The organism is Rhodococcus sp. MEB041 (genome assembly GCF_030208955.1).
GTDB lineage: Bacteria > Actinomycetota > Actinomycetes > Mycobacteriales > Mycobacteriaceae > Rhodococcoides.
The window spans coordinates 616,742-637,203 of record NZ_JARVSZ010000005.1; the positions used below are offsets into that span (position 1 = coordinate 616,742).

Below are 20,462 nucleotides of genomic sequence, written 5' to 3' on the forward strand. Positions count from 1 at the left end.
GCATGACCTCCTCCACTCGCATCGTCCTGGCCTCTCGTCCCACCGGCGCACCCACTGCCGAGAACTTCCGGACCGAGACGGTCGATCTCCCCGAGGTCGGTGACGGTCAGGTCTCGCTGAAGACCCTGTACCTGTCGCTGGACCCGTACATGCGCGGCCGGATGAGCGACGCCGAGTCGTACGCGGAGCCCGTCGAGGTGGGCGACACGATGGTGGGCGCCACGGTCTCCGAGGTGATCGAGTCCCGCAGTGACGCCGTGTCGGTCGGCGCCGTGGTGCTCGGCTACACCGGGTGGCAGTCGCACGCGGTGGTCGACGCGTCGTCCGTGCGAGTGCTGGATCCGGAGAAGGCGCCCGTGTCCACCGCGCTGGGCGTGCTGGGGATGCCGGGCTTCACCGCGTACTCCGGCATGACGAAGATCGGGCAGCCGAAGGCGGGGGAGACCGTCGTGGTCGCGGCAGCCAGTGGGCCCGTCGGCTCGGCCGTCGGCCAGTTCGCGAAGATCAAGGGTGCGCGTGCCGTCGGCATCGCCGGCGGTCCCGAGAAGTGTGCGTACCTGATCGACGAGCTCGGCTTCGACGCCGCCGTCGATCACCGCGCCCCGGACTTCGAGGATCAGTTGAAGGCCGCGACTCCGGACGGCATCGACGTCTACTTCGAGAACGTGGGCGGCGCCGTCGCGAAGGCGGTGCTCCCGCGGCTCAACCTCTACGCACGCGTGCCGGTGTGCGGTCTGATCGCGCAGTACAACGACATGCAGGCACCGGAGGGCCCGGATCGGCTGCCCGGCTTCTTCACGCGCGTGCTGACGAAGAGCCTGACAATCCGCGGCTTCATCCAGAGCGAATTCGTCCCGGAGCTCTACAAGGACTTCCTGCGCGAGGTCGCCGAGTGGATCGAGAACGGGTCGTTCCGCTACCGGGAGGACGTGGTCGAGGGTCTCGAGAGCGCTCCCGACGCGTTCTTCGGGCTGCTCGAAGGCAAGAACTTCGGCAAGCTCGTCGTCAAGGTGGCGTGACGGTTAGAGTACACGTGTGCACTCGAATCGCGATCGGAACGAAGTAGCGGGCGCTGCCGACGTCGTGGCCACGGCCATCGACATCCTCAGCCGCCCTGTCCAGGGGACCCACCGCGCGATCAACGATGTGGTGTTCGGGGTGCTGGGCCGTTCCGCGGCACCCGTGCGCATCCTGAACGAGGGCATCGCCGACCTGGTCTACGAGGCTGTGCGCGGGGGCGGTGTGGCGGCCGCCGAGGCTGTCACCGCGGTGTCCCGGCTGTTGCCCGAGGACCGCGTGTCCCACGCGGTCACGTCCACCGCGGCCGGATCGGTCGTGGTCGGCGCCGTCAACGGGCTGCTGGGCGACCGGCTCGCCGCCGAGGGCAACGACCTGACGGTGGAACTCGGGCCGCATCACGAGCGCCGCATCGTCGGGAACGACACCGCGATGCTGACCACCGCGTATCCGAAGGCCACGGGTCACGTCGCCGTGCTCGTACACGGGCTGGGGGAGACCGAGCAGGCCTGGTACTACCGCCACGACGGGCGGGGCAGTTACGGCGAGGCGCTGGCCGCGCACGGCATCAGCGCGGTCTGTCTGCGGTACAACACGGGCGCCGGGATCGAGGACAACGGGGCGGCACTGGCCGGCCTCCTCGACGAGCTGATCGCGGTCTGGCCCGTCCCCGTCGAGCGGATCGACCTCGTCGGGCACTCGATGGGCGGGCTCGTGGTGCGGCGTGCCTGTGCGGTCGAGGCGAGCAGGGCGACCTGGCTGCCGCTGGTGCGCACGGCCTGCTACCTGGGCACCCCGCACGAGGGCGCACCGCTCGCGACGGGCGTGTACCACCTCTCCCGTGCCCTGCGGAAGGTGCGGCAGACGGCGGTGTGGGCGGACCTGCTCGACGTCCGCAGCCGCGGCGTGGACGACCTGAGACTGGCCACGGACGTGGCGCTCGCCCCCGGGATCCGGCACGTCGCGGTCGCCGCCACCCTGGCCGCCGACGACACGGCCTGGTGGGCCGACGCCGTGGGAGACGGACTGGTGACGCTGCGCAGCGCACGGGGGCCGATGACGGAGTTGCACACGCTCGTCGGCACCGGGCACCTCGCGCTGCTGTCGGATCCGCGGGTGCTCGACGTCCTCACCGAACTCATGGCGGACGCGACACCGGCCGAGATCGACGACGTCACCGAGCCGGACGAGACGGTGGCCTGAGACCACCGTCCCGCGTCAGACCAGGCTCTCCTGCCACGCCGTGTTCAGGTGCGCGAACCTGCCGTCGCCGGCGACGAGGGCCTCCGGGGTGCCGTCCTCGACGATCCGTCCGTCGGCCATGACGAGAACGCGGTCCGCGATCGCGACCGTCGACAGGCGGTGCGCGATGATCAGTGCGGTCCGACCGTGCAGGATCGTCTCGAGGGCGCGCTGGACCAGGCGCTCGCCGGGGATGTCGAGGCTGGACGTGGCCTCGTCGAGCACGATCACCGACGGTGCGGCGAGGAACACCCGCGCGAAGGCCACCAGCTGTCGCTGTCCGGAGGACAGACGTCCACCGCGCTTGCGCACGTCGGTGTCGATGCCTCGCGGCAGTGCGGCCAGGAACGGGGTGAGGCCCACGGCGTCGGCGGCCGCCCGCACCTCGTCGTCGGTCGCGGACGGTCGGCCGAGGCGGATGTTGTCCGCGATCGATCCGGAGAACAGGAACGATTCCTGCGTCACCATGACGACGTTGCGACGCAGGTCGTCGTCGGCCAGGTCGCGGAGATCGATGCCGTCGAGACGGATCCGGCCGTCCGTGGGGTCGTAGAACCGCGCGAGGAGCTTGGCCACCGTCGACTTGCCGGCACCGGTGGCGCCGACCATGGCGACCACCTGTCCGGCCGGCACGTGCAGCGAGAAGGGCTGCAGCACCAGCGCGTCCGCGGCGTAGCCGAACGAGACCCGGTCGAACTCCACGTCGCCGGCCGTGATTCCGATCGGCACCGGGGTGGTGGGAGGCGCCACCGTCGGTTCCTCCTCGAGCACGCCCGAGATCTTCTCGAGCGCCGCCGCGGCCGACTGGTACGCGTTGAACACCTGCGCGAGTTCGTCGAGCGGCCCGTAGAAGCGGCGGAGGTACAGCACGTAGGCGGCGAGCACGCCGATGTCGAGGGCACCGCCGATGACCCGCATGCTGCCCACGACCACGATGACGGCGAGGGTGGCGTTGCCGATCCAGCGCACGATGCCGGTGTAGCTCGCCATTCCGCGCAGCGCGGTGGTGGTGGCGTCCCGGTACTCGGTGTCCTCCGCGAGCAGGATCGCGTCGTTGCGGCGCTCGCGGCGGAACACCTGGACGGCGCGGATGCCGACCATCGACTCGACGAAGTGCACCACGACGCGCGCGATGGACACCCGGGTGCGTCGGTAGGCGCGGCGCTGGCGGCGCTGCGACCAGCGTGTGATCAGTAGCAGCGGAACGAATCCCGCGAGCACGACGAGGGCCAGCGGAACGTCGAGCCAGAACAGGATGATCGCGATCGAGACCATCGACAGGATCGCGGTCAACGCATCGTTGAGCGCGCTCTCGAGGAGCGTCTGCAGCGATTCGACGTCGCTCGTCAGTCGCGAGATGACCTTGCCGGACGTGTACTTCTCGTGGAAGGACAGCGACAGTGCCTGCGTGTGGCGGAACACCCGCTCGCGCAGATCGAACAGGATGTCCTGGCTCAGGCGCCCCGAGACCATGAGGAACGCGTACGTCGTGGCGGCGCCGAGGAACCCGACCACGACGTATCCCGCCACGGTCCACACCAGCGGCGCCCATCGTCCGTCGACGGCAGCGGCGACGCCGGTGTCGAGGGCGTGGGCGATGAACAGCGGTCCGGCGACGAACGCCAGGTTGTCCAGGAAGATGATCGCCATCGCGAGGACCGTGCGGCGGCGGTGCGGGCGCAGCAGCGAGAAGAGCAGTCGACGTGAGCGACCGGCCAGGACGAGGTTGCCGGCCCGGTCCACGTCGGTGTCCTCACCGCCGACGCCTCGCCAGTCGGTGTCAGCCACGGTCTCGCTCCGGTCCGGACATCGAGCCCATCACGTCGCGGTACGCCGCCGAGGTGGCGAGCAGGTGCTCGTGCGTCCCGGTCTCCATCACCGTGCCGTGGCCGAGGTGCACGACGCGATCCGCGAGCGCGGCCGTCGAGGGGCGGTGCGCCACCAGCACGGTCGTGGAGTGCGCGAGCACGGTGCGCAGCCGGCGCTGGACCTTCGCCTCGGTGTCCACGTCGAGCGCGGAGAGCGGATCGTCCAGCACCAGCACGCGGGGCCGGCCGAGCACCGCCCGCGCCAGCGCCAGACGCTGGCGCTGACCTCCGGACAGGCTCAGTCCCTGCTCGCCGATCCGGGTGTCGAGGCCCCACGGGAGCTTCTCGACGAAGTCCGTCGCGTGCGCGATCTCGAGTGCCTCCGCGACGTCCTCGTCCGTCGCGTCGGGACGGCCCAGCGCGACGTTCTCGCGCACACTGGCCGAGAACAGCACCGGCTCCTCGAAGGCGACCGAGACCACCGAGCGCAGATCCGCCAGCCGCATCGATCGGACGTCGACACCGTCGAGAGTGATGGCGCCACCGTCGACGTCGAACAGCCGAGGGATCAGCGCCGTCAGGACGGACTTCCCCGTTCCGGTGTTGCCGACGAGAGCCACCGTCTCGCCCGGACGCACCTCGAACGTGACGTCGTGCAGGAGGTGGTCGGACGCGTCCGGGAATGCGAAGGAGACGTGGTCGACGCGGATGTGCCCCCGCACCGGATCGGGCAGGGGGACGGGCGATGCCGGATCGACGATGGTGTCCGGGGTGTCCATGATCTCCCAGTACCGATCCGCCGCCGTCCGCGCGTTGTTCAACTCGGCGAGCAGGAAACCGAAGGACTCGATGGGCCACAGCAGGAAGGCGACGATGGCCATGGTCGCCACCAGGGTTCCGGCCGTCAGGGTCCCCGTCACGATGGCGTACGTCCCGTAGGCGAGCATGCCGCCGACGGCCACCGGTGGCAGTCCGACGATGACGGTCCACAGGATCGCGAGGTACCGCACCTTGGTCAGCTCGGTCGTGCGGAGCGTCGCGGCCTGCGCGAGGAAGCGGCGGCCCAGGTGCGCGCTGCGGCCGAACGCCTTGAGCACCCGGATGCCGTGGATGGACTCCTCGACGGTGGTGGTGACGTCGCCGGCCTGGTCCTGGGCGTCGCGTGCGACGACGCGATAGAGCTCCTCGAACCGGACACACGCCCACACCAGCGGGATCGCCACGACGAGCATGATGACGCCGAACTGCCATGCGCGGGAGAGCAGGACACCGAGTCCCACGACGAGGGTCACCGCGTTGATGATGATGAACGGTCCGATGAAGGCGACGAAGCGGCGCAGCGCGGACAGGTCGGAGATGGCGCGGGAGAGCAGCTGGCCCGATTCCCAGCTGTCGTGCGCGGCCACCGACACGTGCTGCAGCTTCGCGAACACGTGCGCGCGTGCCGTGATCTCGAACTGACTCGACGGCCCCGACACCAGGTACCGGCGGATCCAGATGCCGGCGGCGTCGATCGTTCCGAGCAGCAGCACGAGCGCCGCGGGCCACCACACGCCGGCGACGTCGCCGCGGGTGATCGGGCCGTCGATGATGCTCTGGATGACGAGCGGGATCACCAGGCCGGTGAGCGTGGCGATCAGCGAGACCACGATGGACCCGACGAAGTACCAGCGATACGGCGCCAGGAACGGGGCGAAGCGGCGGAGCGACGAGGTCACCGTCGCGGAGGACGCCTCGACCGCACGTCTCGTTCCGCGATCGAGCACTCCGGTGGACACACACGACTCCTCACGTACCGCTCGACTGTCTCATCGAGCCGTACTCGGAGCCAACCGATTTATCGCGGGGCCTGTTCCCCCCGTTCTCACGTCACCTCCGCTTCGCGTCACCGAACGGTTCGTCGCGTTCCTGGACGGCCTGCCGGAATCCGACGGTGGCAGCGCGGGTCTGGAACGCGAAGCCCTCCCGGGTGTGCCGGGCGACGCCGTCAAAGACCGTGCTGATCATCGTGGAGGTGTGCACGCCGGAGCTGATCAACGCGCTGTTGAGCGCCAGCTTGACCATCATCAGCTGGTTGATCGGCATGCGCGCGATCCGTGCGACCAGTTCCTCGGTGCGGGCGTCGAGCTGATCCGCGGGCACCGATTCGACGGCGAGACCCCACTCCGCCGCCTGCGCCCCGGTGAGACAGTCACCGGTCAGCAGCAGTCGTTTGGCGCGCTGGTCGCCGAGGCGGTGTGCCCACATCCCGGCGGCGGGAACGCCCCAGACGCGGGTCGGCGGGTAGCCGATCCGCGTGTCGTCCGCACAGATGATCTGGTCGGCGTACAGCGCGATGTCGGTACCGCCGGCCACGGCGAAACCGTGCAGCTTGGCCACCACCGGCTTGTTCGCGTGCAGCAGGCTGGCGAATCCGCGGTTGAATCGGCTCATCATCGCGTAGTCGATCATCGGGTCCCACTGGCCCGACGGATCGTGGTTGCGGGCCTGGACGACGGGATCGAGAACCGTCCCCGTCGTGTCCACGGCCCCGCTGTCGCCCCGATCGAGATTCTCGGCGTAGATCGACAGGTCGTAGCCGCCGCAGAACCCCTTGCCGCGACCGGACAGCAGCATGACGTGTACTCGCGGATCGAGATCTGCCCGCTCGACGGCCGCCGCCAGTTCGACGGGGGTGTCCGCGGTGATGGCGTTGCCGTGCTCCGGTCGGTCGAAGGTGATCCGGGCGATCCGCCCGTCGACCTCGTAGGTGAGCGTCCGGAACGTCGGGGAGTCCTGCTGTGGAGTGCGGCCGGTGAAGGGGGAGTCGGCTCCCTCGTCCCACCCCTCCCGCCACGGGGCGGGTGCGTCGGTCACGCCGGAACCTTCGGCGTCGATCGCTCGATGATGGCGGCCGTGTCCACCCCGGTCGGCAGGGTGCCGTACACGCTGCCCCAGTCGCCGCCGAGTCGGCTCGTCGTGAACGCGTCGGCGACCGCGGGGTGGCCGTGCCGCACGAGCAGCGAGCCCTGCAGTGCCAGTGCCATCTCGCCGACGACGCGGCGTGCCCGCTGTTCGAGGGTGGCGATGTCGGTGAAGGAGTCCTTCAGCGACCGCACCGCGGCGTCGAGCGCCGCATCGGCTCCGCGGCAGCCGTCGAGCTCGTCGAAGAACACGGCGAGCGTCTCCGGCTGTCGTGCCACGGCGCGCAGGGTGTCGAGCGCCGCGACGTTGCCCGAACCCTCCCACACCGACAGCAGTGGAGCCTCCCGGTAGAGCCGCGGCATCCTCGACTCCTCCGCATACCCGTTGCCGCCCAGGCATTCCAGGGCCTCCGCCGCATGCGCCGAGCCGCGCTTGCACACCAGGTACTTGCTGACGGAGAGGCTGATGCGCCGCAGTGCGGCGGCACGCTCGTCGCCCGCAGCTGCCTGATCGGTGAGCGCGGCGAGCCACAGGGCGACGGTCGTCGACGCCTCGGACTCGATCGCGAGATCGGCCAGGACGTTCCGCATGAGCGGCTGGTCGACGAGGTTCTTCCCGAACGCCTGCCGGTGCACCGCATGATGCACGGCCTGAGCGGTGCCCGCCCGCATTCCCGTGGCCGACCCCAGGGTGCAGTCGAGCCTCGTCATGTTGACCATCTCGATGATGGTCCGCACGCCGCGACCCTCGTCGCCGACGAGCCAGGCGGTCGCGTCGTCGTACTCCACCTCGCTCGAGGCGTTGGAATGGTTGCCCAGCTTGTCCTTCAGGCGCTGGATCGCCATGGCGTTGCGGGTGCCGTCCGGGAGGACGCGGGGCAGGAAGAAGCACGACAGGCCGCCGGGCGCCTGCGCGAGGACCAGCAGGACGTCCGACATCGGCGCCGACGTGAACCACTTGTGGCCGGTGATCCGGTACGAGCCGTCCGGCTGCGGCACGGCCGTCGTGCGGTTCGCCCGGACGTCGGAACCGCCCTGCTTCTCGGTCATGGACATGCCCGCGATCAGACCCGTCTTGGTCGCGGGAGGACGGTACGAGGGGTCGTACGTCGACGAGGTGAGCAGCGGTTCGTACAGCGCGGACAGTTCCGCGTTCGCTCGGAGTGCGGGAACGACGGCGTACGTCATGGAGATCGGGCACCCGTGCCCCGCATCCACCGCGCCCCACACGCTGAACTTCGCGGCACGGATCAGATGCGCGTGCGGTGACGGGTCGCGCCACGGCGCCCCGTGCATGCCGAATTCGACTGCCGTGCGCATCAACTCGTGGTACGCCGGGTCGTAGACCACCTCGTCGATGCGGTTCCCGTAGCGGTCGTGCGTGTGCAGGACGGGCGGGTGCTCCTCGGCGAGATCGCCCCAGCGCTGCGCCTGCTCGCTCCCGGCCAGCCGACCGAGCCGGTGCAGCTCGTCGAGCGCGTCGTCGGCGCCCTCGCGGTGCAGGGCCTCCAGGACGACCGGGTGGTCGGCGACGTCGTGGCCGATGAGCGGCGGAACCTGATTGGTGACGGTGTGCGTGGGGGTCATGACGCTCTCCTGTCGGTCGGGGCGCCGAGGGCGCGGAGTGTGAAGGTCTCGAGTGCGGCGAGAATGCGAGCGTCGGCCTCACCGCGGGCGAGTGGGACGACCAGTGCCTCGCCGATGGCGCCGACGATGCACGCCGCCGTCAGTGACGCGTCCTGGTCCGGGAGTTCACCGGCCTCGACGGCGGCACGGATGGCGGCGGCGAACGCGTCCGCGAACGACTGCCGGAAGGCGAGGCGCTCGGTGTCGACGAGTGCGTCGATGGGCTCGGCCAGCAGCGCGTACGCGAGAGTCGGTGCGCGACAGGCGCGATCGCAGAAGGTGTGGACCGAGGCGAGCAGGCTGTCGGTGTGGGTACCGGTCGCGGCGGCGCGCACACCCGCCGCTGTGGCGGCGGCGACCTCGCGGCTGCAGGCGTCGCGGAAGACCTCGGCGAACAGTTCGCCCTTGCCGGGGAAATAGCGGTAGACGGTGCCCACCCCGATGCCGGCGCGGGCGGCCACGTCGGCCATCGAGCATGCGGCGTACCCCCGCTCGGCCACGAGAGACTGTGCAGCGGTGACGATTCGAGATCGGGCTGCATCGAGCCGCTCCTGGACCGCAGCGGTCCGTCGGTACACCATGGCAAGAAGTGAACGCCCGTTCCGCACTGGTGTCAAGGATGGAACGGTGATTCACATGTTCGGGAGGGCAGGACTACCAGCGCGACCCGACGCGATTGTTGACCAGCAGCGTGCCGTCCGGATCGAGACGGGACTCGGGACGGAACACCATGACGGCGTCGTCCTCGTCGGGCGGTGTCGGCTCCTCCGTGTTGCCGATGCCGCCGAGCAGTCCGCGCCACAGCACCCAACCGCGCCGCTCGTAGAACCCGACGGCGTCGGGAAGGGAATTGAGCACGCCGACCACGTCGTCCGACTCGATCTGCTCCTCGATCGCGGCCATGAGCCGCGCACCCAGCCCGGTGCCCCGGAACTCCGGGTCCAGGGCGACGGCCTCGACGAAGCCGCCGTCGAACTCGTCGCCGCCGTGGTGGAGAAGGCGCGGCACCACGGCGGCATGGCCGATGATGCGGTCGCCGTCGCGGAGGATCACGTGGGTACCGCCCAGGGCGTGCTGCCAGTCGTGCGGGGTGAAGCGCTCGCCGAAGGCGCCGCGCACCAGCCCCTCGCACGTGTGGGCGTCCGCGTCACCCAGATCGTCGGTGATCACCGACTCGAGTCGCGGTTCCTGCTGTATCGCTTCCTGGCTCACGGTCCCCCCGGACGCAGCCTGCCGCCGAATCGCTCAATCGTTGGCGTGCAGGATCGAGTTCAGCTCGACGCCCGTACCCTTCCACGGCACGACCTCGACGGCACCGGAAACGGAGTTACGACGGAAGAGCATGTTCGACTGCCCACTGAGATCGGCCGCCTTGACGACGGTGCCGTCCGGGCCGGTGACCTTGGTGCCCGCGGTGATGTAGAGGCCCGCCTCGACGACGCAGTCGTCGCCGAGGGAGATGCCGAGCCCCGCGTTGGCGCCGAGCAGGCAACGCTGTCCCACCGAGATGACGGCCTTGCCGCCGCCGGACAGAGTGCCCATGATCGAGGCGCCGCCGCCCACGTCGGAGCCGTCGTCGACGACGACGCCGGCGGAGATGCGGCCCTCGACCATGGACGAGCCGAGCGTGCCGGCATTGAAGTTCACGAAACCCTCGTGCATGACCGTCGTGCCGGACGCGAGGTGGGCGCCGAGGCGTACGCGACCGGCGTCGCCGATGCGGACACCGGTGGGGAGCACGTAGTCGACGAGTCGCGGGAACTTGTCGACACTGAAGACGGTGACGGCGCCCCGTGCACGGAGACGGGCGCGCGTCGCCTCGAAGCCGTCGACGGCCGCCGGGCCGTGGTTGGTCCACACCACGTTGGACAGCAGGCCGAACTGGCCGTCCAGGTTGAGGCCGTGCGGCCGGACCAGGCGATGCGAGAGCAGGTGCAGGCGCAGGTAGACGTCGTGCGCGTCGACCGGGGCGTCGTCGAGGGAGGAGATGGTGGTGCGCACCGCGACGATGTCGAGGTCGCGGGCGTCGTCGTGTCCGACCAGCGCGGCCAGTTCCGGGGGAACGTCCGCCGCGTCGAGCCGTGCGGTGCCGGTCTCGGCCACCTCGGCGAGCTCGGGAGCAGGGAACCAGGTGTCCAGCACCGTTCCCGACGGGGTGATGTGTGCGATGCCGACTGCCGATGCTCCTGTGGTCACGGGGACCGAGCCTAGAGGACGACCGGACGGCCGGGCGAACGTAAGGTCGGCTGCGTGAGCGCACCGATCTCTCTGGACCTGCACGCCGATCCCGTCGACCTCACGGCGGCGCTGGTGGACGTTCCCAGCGTCTCGCGAGACGAGGCCACGCTGGCCGACGCGGTGGAGCGGGCGCTGCGCGAGCAGACCACGGGATTCGAGATCGTGCGCTCGGGCGACGCCGTGCTGGCCAGGACGAACCGGGGGCTCCCGACGCGGGTGATCCTCGCGGGGCATCTCGACACCGTCCCGATCGCCGACAACGTGCCCAGCAGACGTGAAGGCGACGTTCTGTACGGATGCGGAACCGTCGACATGAAGTCGGGGGACGCGGTGTTCCTGCACCTGGCGGCGACGGTCGCGGAGCCCACCGCGGACCTGACGCTGATCTTCTACGACTGCGAGGAGATCGAGGCGTCGGCCAACGGTCTGGGTCGCATCGAGCGGGAGATGCCCGAGTGGCTGCGCGGAGACGTCGCGATTCTCGGTGAGCCGTCGGGTGGCTACATCGAGGCGGGGTGCCAGGGGACGCTCCGCATGCGGTTCACCGCGACGGGGACGCGCGCCCACTCGGCCCGATCATGGCTGGGAGACAACGCGATCCACAAGCTGGGCCCGCTGTTCGACCGGCTCGCCGCGTACACGCCGCGCAGCGTGGACATCGACGGCTGCGTGTACCGGGAGGGACTGCAGGCGGTCCGTGTCGGCGGCGGCGTCGCCGGGAACGTGGTCCCCGACGAGGCATTCGTCGACGTCAACTTCCGCTTCGCCCCCGACCGCAGTGTGGAGCAGGCGATCGAGCACGTGCGCGAGGCGACCGACGCGGAGCATCTCGATCTCACCGTCGAGGTGACCGACAGGTCGCCGGGCGCGCTGCCGGGTCTGGCCGCACCCGCGGCGGCGGCGCTGGTCACGGCGGCGGGGGGAGAGTTCCGCGCCAAGTACGGCTGGACCGACGTCTCCCGGTTCTCCGCGCTGGGCATCCCGGCGGTGAACTACGGTCCCGGCGATCCCAACCTCGCGCACAAGCGCGACGAGCGTGTACCGGTGCAGCAGATCACCGATGTCGCCGACGTCCTGCGCCGGTATCTGACCGCCACCGACGCCCACTAGCCTCTCCGTCATGGGAGCGCACGAGAGCCGGGAGAACGCCGGCGAGAGGTCCACGAACTACCGCGGGCCCGTCATGGACCGACGGGAGTTCGGTGGGTCCACCACCGATCAGCGGCTCCTCGACTCGCGGGGCTCCGCCGACTGGCTGCACACCGATCCGTGGCGGGTGCTGCGGATCCAGAGCGAGTTCGTCGAGGGCTTCGGCGCACTGGCGGAACTGCCTCGGGCCGTCACGGTGTTCGGGTCGGCGAGGACGTCGCGCGAGTCCGCGGAGTACGCGCTCGGCGTCGAGCTGGGCACCGCGTTGGCGGGCGCCGGCTACGCCGTGGTGACGGGCGGGGGACCGGGCGCGATGGAGGCCGCCAACAAGGGGGCCTGCGAATCGGGCGGGTTCTCGGTCGGCCTCGGTATCGAGCTGCCCTTCGAGCAGTCGCTCAACGAGTGGGTGGACCTCGGCGTCAACTTCCGCTACTTCTTCGTCCGCAAGACGATGTTCGTCAAGTACTCGCAGGCCTTCGTCTGCATGCCGGGCGGATTCGGCACGCTCGACGAGTTGTTCGAGGCACTCACGCTGGTGCAGACCCGCAAGGTCACCCGGTTCCCCATCATCCTGTTCGGCAGGAAGTTCTGGGGCGGGCTGCTCGACTGGATCCGCACCACGCTGGTGGCCGCCGGCACGGTGTCCGAGGCGGATCTCGAGCTGATCCGCTGCACGGACAGTGTCGCGGAGGTGGTCCGCTGGGTCGACGAGAGCCGGGCGGCCGAGATCGCGGCGACCGAGTCGCGGGCGAGCGAGACCGAGCAGTGACCGGGTCGATCGCGGTCTGTGTCTACTGCGCGTCCGGCCCGGTGGAGCAGCATCACCTCGATCTGGCCGCCGCCGTGGGCACCGAGATCGGACGTCGCGGCGGCACGTTGGTGTCCGGGGGCGGCAACGTCTCCATGATGGGCGCCGTCGCGGCGGCCGCACGCGCCGCGGGGGCATTCACGGTGGGAGTCATCCCGCAGGCCCTGGTGCACCGCGAGGTGGCGGACATCGATGCCGACGAGCTGGTGGTCACCGAGACGATGCGCGAGCGCAAACGCATCATGGACGACCGGGCGGACGCGTTCATCACGCTCCCGGGCGGTATCGGCACGCTCGAGGAACTTTTCGAGACCTGGACCGCCGGATATCTGGGAATGCACGACAAACCGGTCGTAGTCTTGGATCCCGTGAACCACTTCACACCGCTGTTCGACTGGATGCGCTCGCTCGTCGGGACGGGATTCGTCTCCGAGCGCTCGCTCGATCGCCTGGTCGTCACGGCAGACGTGGACACGGCTCTGACGGCGTGTGGGCTCGTGCAGGGCACGCGCACCGTGAACATTACCAATCAGTAAGGTAAGCGTCGTCACAGCCGGAGACGCAGCCGGCTCGCCAGGGGAGGGAACCACAGCATGGGTGCCGAGGCTCGTCACAAGGTCGGATTGCTCGACATCGCCGCCACACTTCCGAAGATGACGGCGGCGCTGCCCAGTGTCCTCCGGGGTGTGCCCGGGTTCCTGCGCAAGCCCGACGACAAGGAGTCGATCGGCCACATCTTCCAGCGCGTCGCGGCGAAGACGCCGGACCACCCATTCGTACGTTTCGAGGGAGACACCCTCACGTACGGCCAGGCCAACGATCTGGTGAACCGGTACGCGAGCGTGCTCACGGACCGCGGCGTCCGGCGCGGTGACGTCGTCGGTGTGCTGGCCAAGAACTCGATGCGCACGCTGCTGGTGGCCCTGGCCACCGTCAAGCTCGGCGCCACGGCCGGAATGCTGAACTTCAATCAGCGCGGCGACGTGCTCGAGCACAGTCTCGGCATCCTCGACGCGCGCGTCCTCGTCGTGGACGGCGACTGCGTCGAGGCCCTCGAGTCCCTCGACGAGGCCCTCCCGGAGAAGGTCATCCTGCACGCGGACGAGCTGGACGAGAAGGCGGCGTCGGCGAGCGCGGAGAACCCGGCCACCACGGCCGAGGTCCAGGCCAAGGAGAAGGCGTTCTACATCTTCACCTCCGGCACCACGGGCATGCCCAAAGCCAGCCTGATGAGCCACTTCCGCTGGATGAAGTCCATGTCCGGTCTCGGCAGCATGGGCGTGCGTCTGGACAAGAACGACGTCCTCTACTGCTGCCTCCCGCTCTATCACAACAACGCGCTGACGGTGTCCCTGTCGTCCGTGCTGGCGTCCGGTGCCACCATCGCCATCGGCAAGCAGTTCTCGGTGTCCAACTTCTGGAAGGACGTACGCGAGAACGAGGCCACCGCGTTCACCTACATCGGTGAGCTGTGCCGCTACCTGCTGACGCAGGACGAGACCCCGCAGGACTCCGACAACACGATCAAGCTGATCGTGGGCAACGGGCTGCGCCCGGAGATCTGGGAGGAGTTCACCACCCGCTTCGGCATCGAGCGCGTGGCGGAGTTCTACGGCGCCAGCGAGTGCAACATCGCGTTCATCAACGCCTTCAACATCGACCGCACCGCAGGCTTCTGCCCGTTGCCGTACGCCGTCGTCGAGTACGACGACGAGACGGGCAAGGCCAAGCGGGACGACAACGGTCGGCTGCGCAAGGTGGGGTCCGGCGGCGTGGGCCTGCTGCTGTCGAAGATCACCGACCGCGCGCCGTTCGACGGGTACTCCGACGAGGAGGCCACGAACAAGAAGCTCCTCAAGGACGGGTTCAAGGACGGCGACTGCTGGTTCGACACCGGAGACCTGGTGCGTCAGCAGGGCTTCCGGCACGTGGCGTTCGTCGACCGTCTCGGCGACACATTCCGGTGGAAGGGCGAGAACGTCGCCACCACCCAGGTGGAGGGCGCGCTCAATTCGCACCCCGACGTCGATCAGGCCGTGGTCTTCGGTGTCGACGTTCCCGGTACCGACGGCAAGGCGGGCATGGCGGCGGTGACCCTGCGCCACGACAAGAGCTTCGACGGCGCGAGCTTCGCCGAGCACGCCTACAAGAACCTGCCCGGCTACGCCGTGCCGCTGTTCATCCGCGTCGTGGACTCGCTCGAGGCCACGTCCACGTTCAAGAGCAAGAAGGTCGAGCTCCGCAAGGTGGGCTACGGCGACGGGGACGGCGACCTGTTCGTCCTGAAGGGCAAGTCCGGCGGTTACGTCGAGAGCTACGACGAGTACGTCGACGAGGTCGGTGCCGGCAAGCTGCCCAAGGGCTGAGGTGGCCCCCGGGGACGGGCATCATGGTGGTGTGAGCGCACCCGAGACGTCCGTCCCCGCCGACACCCTGTGCGGTAGACCGGTCGCGACCGACCGTGCGCTGGTCATGGCCATCGTCAACCGCACCCCCGACAGCTTCTACGACCGCGGCGCGACGTTCGAGGACGACGCCGCGATGGACGCGGTCCGCCGTGCGGTGGACGAGGGTGCCGACCTCGTCGACATCGGCGGTGTGAAGGCCGGACCCGGCGCCACCGTCGACGCCGCCGAGGAGACCCGACGGGTCGTGCCGTTCGTCGCCGCCATCCGCGCCGCATACCCGGATCTGGTGATCAGCGTGGACACCTGGCGGGCCGAGGTCGCTCGGCTCGCGTGCGCCGAGGGCGCCGATCTGATCAACGACACGTGGGCCGGCGCGGACCCCGAGCTCGTGCACGTCGCCGCCGAGGTCGGTGCCGGCATCGTCTGTTCGCACACCGGCGGAGCCGTTCCCCGGACCCGGCCGCACCGCGTTCGCTACCCCGACGTGGTCGCCGACGTGCTCTCCGAGGTGACTCGATCGGCCGAGATTGCTCTGGCCGCGGGCGTGCGAGCGGACGGGATCATCATCGATCCGACCCACGATTTCGGCAAGAACACCTATCACGGGCTCGAACTGTTGCGTCGGATCGACAGTCTTGTAAACACCGGATGGCCTGTCCTGATGGCACTGAGCAACAAGGATTTCATCGGGGAGACTCTGGGTGTAGGACTTGCCGAACGGTTGGAGGGAACATTGGCCGCGACAGCTTTGACGGCATCACAGGGTGCTCGGATGTTCCGGGTGCACGAGGTGGCAGCGACGAGACGGGTGGTCGACATGGTGGCAGCGATAGCAGGCACCAGGGCTCCCGCCCGGACGGTACGGGGTCTGGCATGACACTCGCAGGCATGCTCACCACCGCGACCGACTGGGATCGCGAGAACAGCTGGGAATCACCCTCCTGGACCCTCGAGGAGCTCGAGGCGGCGAAGGGTGACCGGACCGTCTCGGTCGTGCTTCCCGCACTGAACGAGGAGGAGACCGTCGCCGGTGTCCTCGACACCATCTCGCCGCTCCTCGGGCGACTGGTCGACGAGTTGGTGGTGCTCGACTCCGGGTCGACCGACCGGACCGCCGTGCGTGCGACGGCCGCCGGTGCCACCGTCGTCTCCCGGGAGGAGGCGGTTCCCGAACTCGCCCCCGCTCCCGGCAAGGGGGAGGTGTTGTGGCGCGCGATCGCGGCCACGACGGGCGACGTCATCGCGTTCGTGGACTCCGACCTGATCGATCCCGACCCGCAGTTCGTGCCCAAGCTCCTCGGGCCGTTGCTCATGGGGGACGGCATCCATCTGGTCAAGGGCTACTACCGCCGGCCGCTGAGCGGGTCGACCGAAGCACACGGTGGTGGGCGCGTGACCGAACTGGTGGCCAGACCGCTGTTGGCCGCGCTGCGTCCCGAGCTCGGAAGGGTCATCCAGCCGCTGGGCGGGGAGTACGCGGGCACCCGCGAACTGCTGTCCTCGGTGCCCTTCGCGCCCGGGTACGGCGTGGAGATCGGTCTGCTGATGGACACGTACGACCGGTTGGGCATGGACGCGATCGGGCAGGTGAACCTCGGAGTCCGGCGTCACCGCAACCGGCCGCTCGTGGAGCTGGGGGCCATGAGCCGTCAGATCGTCGGAACCATGCTGGCGCGCGCCGGCATCGCCGACTCGGGAGCCGGTCTCACGCAGTTCGTCCTCGACGGGGAGACCTTCGTGCCCTCGATCACCGACGTCTCGCTGGCCGACCGGCCGCCCATGCGCACGGTGCGGCCGTGGGCGGGCAAGTCGGGAGTCGAGAAGTCGGGGGGCTGAGAAGTCGGGGGACTGAGAAGTCCGGGGGCGCAGAGGCGCACCACCGCCGCGGATCCTGTCGCCTCGTCGTGACAGGATCCGTGTCATGGTGACGATCCTGCTGTACGTCGTCGTGATCGCGGTCGTGGCCGCGGCCCTGTTCCTCCTCGCGTCCGTCGTCTTCGGCCGTGGGGAGGAGATGGAACCGTTGCCGGAGGGGACCACGGCCACCGCGCTGCCCGCTCGTGGCATCTCCGGGCGCGACGTGCGCGCGCTGCGATTCTCCCTCACGCTGCGCGGGTACGACGCCCGCGAGGTCGACTGGGCCCTCGATCGACTCGCGGTCGAGATCGACAGCTTGCGGCTACGCCTGCGCGAGGCCGAGCCGTCGGAAGCCGTCGTGGAGGACGCGCCCGGTGACGACGTCTGAGTCCGGTCTCCGGATCGGTTCGGACGGACGGGCCCGCTGCCTCTGGGCCGGTGACCCGACGACCGATCCGCTGTACGCCCGGTACCACGACGAGGAATGGGGCGTCATCGTCCACGGTCGCGACGCGCTCTACGAGCGGATCACCCTCGAGGCGTTCCAGTCGGGACTCTCGTGGATCACCATTCTGCGCAAGCGCGACGCCTTTAGAGCGGCGTTCGCGCACTTCGATCCGACCGTCGTCGCACGGTGGGGAGACGACGACGTCGAACGCCTCATGGGTGACGCGGGAATCGTCCGCAACCGCGCGAAAATCGTTGCGGCGGTGCGCAATGCGCGGGCCATCGTCGATCAGGACCTCGATCTCGACGCGCTCCTGTGGTCGTTCGCACCGCCGCGCCGCGGTCGCCCCACGAGCCTGCAGGACGTTCCCGCGGTGACACCCGAGTCCACCGCTCTCGCGCGCACTCTCAAGAAGTCCGGCTTCGCGTTCGTCGGTCCCACCACGGCGTACGCGCTGATGCAGGCGACCGGAATGGTCGACGATCACCTCGCCGGATGCTGGGTTCCCGCGCGCTAGTACACACCCGTGTCCCGCTCGTTCGAGGGTGTCCGTTGCCCACGGATCCGGAGGATAGGGAACAATAAGTGCACGAGCCTCGTCGGACCCCGGCGAGGCGCGACCGAATTGATGCAGCGCGCGATGCAGGGCAGCGCAGATCTGGAGGGAGCAGAGAATGGCGGCCATGAAGCCCCGGACCGGGGACGGTCCGCTCGAGGCGACCAAAGAGGGACGAGGAATCGTCATGAGGGTTCCACTCGAAGGCGGAGGACGCTTGGTCGTCGAACTGACTCCCGACGAGGCAGCCGCTCTGGGCGACGAGCTCAAGGGCGTCACCAGCTGACACCACTCCTGTCATCACCGTGAGAACAGCCCCACCGGCCGACCCTGACCGGTGGGGCTGTTCTCGTCCCGACCGAACGAGCGACCCACCACGACGAGCGGAGGAACCGTGAACGACGATGCGGTGGCCCTGCTCGCGTGCCCACACTGCGGGTCGGACCTCGAGGCCGACGATCCGGACTCGGGATCTGCCGCGCTGCTGTGCGACCGCGGGCACACGTTCGACGTCGCGCGCCAGGGATACGTCAGCCTGCTCTCCGGGTCCGGCGGCAAGATCGTCGGCGACTCCACCGAGATGGTCGCTGCACGCGCCGAGTTCCTCGACCGCGGGCACTACGACCCGCTGATGGACGCCGTGGCCGACGCCGTGGGGGACCGGCGCCGCGTGCTCGACGTCGGAGTGGGCACCGGGCACTACCTCGCCCGCGTGCTGGACGCGGGCGTCCCCGATGCCGTCGGCGTCGGTCTCGACGTGTCCAAGGCGGCTGCGCGCCGCGCCGCACGATCGCACCCTCGGGCCTCCGCGGTGGTCGCCGACGTCTGGCAGAGCATCCCGGTCCGCTCCGGCGTGATCGACGCGGCCCTGTCGGTGTTCTCGCCGCGCAACGCCGAGGAACTCGCGCGCGTGCTCGCACCCGCCGGGGTGCTGGTGGTGCTCACCCCCACCGAGCGCCATCTCGTCGAGTTGGTCGACGATCTGGGTCTCGTCCGGGTGGACGAGAACAAGACGCAGAGGTTGGGCGACACGCTCGGCAGCCGGTTCGAGCGGGTGCGCCGGGTCCCGGTCACCTACTCGACCACGCTCTCGCGGGACGAGATCGTCGACGTCGTGAGCATGGGGCCGTCGGCGCGCCACATCCCGGCGGCGGATCTGCGCGCGCGGGTCGACGAGATGCCGCCCGCGCGCGAGGTCACCGTGTCGGTGACCCTCGGTGTCTACGCGCGGGCCGCGGCGTAGACCTCCATCGTCTGCTGCGCGATCGACTCCCAGGAGAACTCGGCGACGGCGCGCTCGCGACCGGCGACACCCTGCCGCGCTGCTCGACTCTCGTCGGCGACGAGGTCGTTGACCGCGGCGGCCAGGTCCGCCTCGAACGTGGCGGTGTCCGCGGCGTCGTAGTGCACGAGAGCCCCGGTACGGCCGTCGGCCACGACCTCGGGGATGCCGCCCACGTCGGACGCGACGACGGCCGTCTCGCAGGCCATCGCCTCCAGGTTGACGATGCCGAGGGGCTCGTACACCGACGGGCACACGAACACGGCGGCCGCCGAGAGGATCTGGCGGATCTGCTCGGTCGGCAGCATCTCGCGGACCCAGAACACGTTGCCGCGGCTCTCGGACAGGGCGGTGACGGCGCGCTCGGTCTCGACCGCGATCTCCGGGGTGTCGGGCGCACCCGCGCACAGCACCAGCTGAATGGACGGATCGAACGAGTGGGCCGCGGCGATGAGGTGCCCCACGCCCTTCTGCCGGGTGATGCGGCCGACGAACGCGACGATGGGGGCGTCGGTGCGCACGCCGATCGCCTCGAGCGCGGACGGCGCGCCGTCCGCGGGGCCGCCGGCGTGCCACACCTCGGTGTCGATGCCGTTGCGCACCACGTGAACTCGGTCCGGATCGATGCGTGGGTAGCAGTCCAGCACGTCGGCCTTCATGCCGTCGCTGACGGCGACGACGGCGTCGGCGTACTCCATGGCGTTGCGCTCGGACCACGACGAGATGCGGTAGCCGCCGCCCAGCTGCTCGGCCTTCCAGGGGCGGCGCGGTTCCAGCGAGTGCGCGGTGAGCACGTGCGGGATCCCGTACAGCTCGGCCGCGAGGTGGCCGGCGAGGCCGGTGTACCAGGTGTGCGAGTGCACCACGTCGGCGCCGCCGGCGGCGTTGGCCATCCGCAGTCCCGTGGAGAGTGTGGTCAAGGCCGGGTTCGCGTCGACCAGGGCCGGGTCCGGCGAGTGCACGACGGCGGTCTCGCGCGGCGCGCCGATGCAGTGCACGTCGACCTCGCACAGTGCGCGGAGACGGTCGACCAGCTGCGTCACGTGAACGCCCGCGCCGCCGTAGATCTCGGGGGGATATTCCTTCGTCATCATCGCCACTCGCATGAGAGGAACGTAAC

General features: G+C 69.7%; 20 protein-coding genes. 12 read left to right on the top strand and 8 right to left on the bottom strand.

Annotation, left to right across the window (positions count from 1 at the left end; translation table 11 throughout):
• The first annotated feature begins 2 nt into the window (after positions 1-2).
• Together curA and QRN16_RS17070 are read left to right on the top strand one after the other, a co-directional pair.
• Positions 3-1,019, top strand: a complete 1,017-nt coding sequence (curA, locus tag QRN16_RS17065) for an NADPH-dependent curcumin/dihydrocurcumin reductase (RefSeq protein ID WP_285188427.1) — start codon at positions 3-5, stop codon at positions 1,017-1,019.
• Positions 1,020-1,035: 16 nt separating this feature from the next.
• Entirely contained in the window at positions 1,036-2,220 is a 1,185-nt protein-coding gene (locus QRN16_RS17070) for a lipase family alpha/beta hydrolase (protein ID WP_056447435.1), read from the top strand.
• Positions 2,221-2,235: 15 nt separating this feature from the next.
• On the opposite strand, the gene QRN16_RS17075 is transcribed toward QRN16_RS17070, so the two are convergent.
• The 7 genes from QRN16_RS17075 to dapD form a co-directional block, all read right to left on the bottom strand.
• A complete protein-coding gene (locus QRN16_RS17075) occupies positions 2,236-4,047 on the bottom strand; it encodes an ABC transporter ATP-binding protein (RefSeq protein WP_285188431.1) in 1,812 nt (603 codons plus the stop codon).
• Complete coding sequence (locus QRN16_RS17080; RefSeq protein ID WP_285188433.1) at positions 4,040-5,845, bottom strand: ABC transporter ATP-binding protein; 1,806 nt, start codon at positions 5,843-5,845, stop codon at positions 4,040-4,042. The genes QRN16_RS17075 and QRN16_RS17080 overlap by 8 nt, the downstream gene beginning before the upstream one ends.
• 91 nt (positions 5,846-5,936) lie before the next feature.
• A complete protein-coding gene (locus QRN16_RS17085; protein WP_285188435.1) occupies positions 5,937-6,923 on the bottom strand; it encodes a crotonase/enoyl-CoA hydratase family protein in 987 nt (328 codons plus the stop codon).
• Positions 6,920-8,557 (bottom strand): acyl-CoA dehydrogenase family protein, encoded by a 1,638-nt coding sequence (locus QRN16_RS17090; protein WP_285188437.1) that lies wholly within the window; start codon positions 8,555-8,557, stop codon positions 6,920-6,922. Before QRN16_RS17090 ends, QRN16_RS17085 begins: the two co-directional genes overlap by 4 nt.
• Positions 8,554-9,177 carry a TetR/AcrR family transcriptional regulator gene (locus tag QRN16_RS17095; protein WP_285188439.1) on the bottom strand — a complete coding sequence of 208 codons (624 nt, stop codon included), beginning with the start codon at positions 9,175-9,177 and terminating at the stop codon, positions 8,554-8,556. Before QRN16_RS17095 ends, QRN16_RS17090 begins: the two co-directional genes overlap by 4 nt.
• A gap of 73 nt (positions 9,178-9,250) precedes the next feature.
• The gene (locus tag QRN16_RS17100; protein WP_051612925.1) at positions 9,251-9,808 is read right to left on the bottom strand and encodes a GNAT family N-acetyltransferase; all 558 of its coding nucleotides are present in this window, start codon (positions 9,806-9,808) and stop codon (positions 9,251-9,253) included.
• Between the two features lie 33 nt (positions 9,809-9,841).
• Complete coding sequence (gene dapD / locus QRN16_RS17105; RefSeq protein ID WP_222638162.1) at positions 9,842-10,792, bottom strand: 2,3,4,5-tetrahydropyridine-2,6-dicarboxylate N-succinyltransferase; 951 nt, start codon at positions 10,790-10,792, stop codon at positions 9,842-9,844.
• A 54-nt stretch (positions 10,793-10,846) separates the two neighbouring features.
• Between dapD and dapE the strand changes: the two genes are divergently transcribed.
• The 10 genes from dapE (at position 10,847) to QRN16_RS17155 (ending at position 19,303) form a co-directional block, all read left to right on the top strand.
• Complete coding sequence (gene dapE, locus QRN16_RS17110; RefSeq protein ID WP_285188443.1) at positions 10,847-11,944, top strand: succinyl-diaminopimelate desuccinylase; 1,098 nt, start codon at positions 10,847-10,849, stop codon at positions 11,942-11,944.
• Positions 11,945-11,954: 10 nt separating this feature from the next.
• Complete coding sequence (locus tag QRN16_RS17115; RefSeq protein ID WP_502944010.1) at positions 11,955-12,752, top strand: LOG family protein; 798 nt, start codon at positions 11,955-11,957, stop codon at positions 12,750-12,752.
• Positions 12,749-13,327, top strand: coding sequence for an LOG family protein (locus QRN16_RS17120; RefSeq protein ID WP_056447448.1), 579 nt, complete (start codon positions 12,749-12,751; stop codon positions 13,325-13,327). The genes QRN16_RS17115 and QRN16_RS17120 overlap by 4 nt, the downstream gene beginning before the upstream one ends.
• Before the next feature lie 57 nt (positions 13,328-13,384).
• Complete coding sequence (locus QRN16_RS17125) at positions 13,385-15,157, top strand: long-chain-acyl-CoA synthetase (RefSeq protein WP_027503865.1); 1,773 nt, start codon at positions 13,385-13,387, stop codon at positions 15,155-15,157.
• A gap of 106 nt (positions 15,158-15,263) precedes the next feature.
• Entirely contained in the window at positions 15,264-16,076 is an 813-nt protein-coding gene (folP, locus tag QRN16_RS17130; protein WP_285189008.1) for a dihydropteroate synthase, read from the top strand.
• Complete coding sequence (locus tag QRN16_RS17135; protein WP_285188446.1) at positions 16,073-17,035, top strand: glucosyl-3-phosphoglycerate synthase; 963 nt, start codon at positions 16,073-16,075, stop codon at positions 17,033-17,035. The genes folP and QRN16_RS17135 overlap by 4 nt, the downstream gene beginning before the upstream one ends.
• Before the next feature lie 85 nt (positions 17,036-17,120).
• The gene (locus tag QRN16_RS17140; protein WP_222638160.1) at positions 17,121-17,444 is read left to right on the top strand and encodes a DivIVA domain-containing protein; all 324 of its coding nucleotides are present in this window, start codon (positions 17,121-17,123) and stop codon (positions 17,442-17,444) included.
• Positions 17,445-17,457: 13 nt separating this feature from the next.
• Complete coding sequence (locus tag QRN16_RS17145; RefSeq protein ID WP_027503863.1) at positions 17,458-18,021, top strand: DNA-3-methyladenine glycosylase I; 564 nt, start codon at positions 17,458-17,460, stop codon at positions 18,019-18,021.
• A gap of 157 nt (positions 18,022-18,178) precedes the next feature.
• Complete coding sequence (locus QRN16_RS17150; protein WP_003406247.1) at positions 18,179-18,346, top strand: DUF3117 domain-containing protein; 168 nt, start codon at positions 18,179-18,181, stop codon at positions 18,344-18,346.
• Positions 18,347-18,454: 108 nt separating this feature from the next.
• Positions 18,455-19,303, top strand: a complete 849-nt coding sequence (locus QRN16_RS17155) for a methyltransferase domain-containing protein (RefSeq protein WP_285188450.1) — start codon at positions 18,455-18,457, stop codon at positions 19,301-19,303.
• Here QRN16_RS17155 and glgA read toward each other — a convergent pair.
• Complete coding sequence (gene glgA / locus QRN16_RS17160; protein ID WP_056442603.1) at positions 19,282-20,448, bottom strand: glycogen synthase; 1,167 nt, start codon at positions 20,446-20,448, stop codon at positions 19,282-19,284. The two genes, QRN16_RS17155 and glgA, sit on opposite strands and share 22 nt — an antisense overlap.
• Positions 20,449-20,462 lie beyond the last annotated feature (14 nt).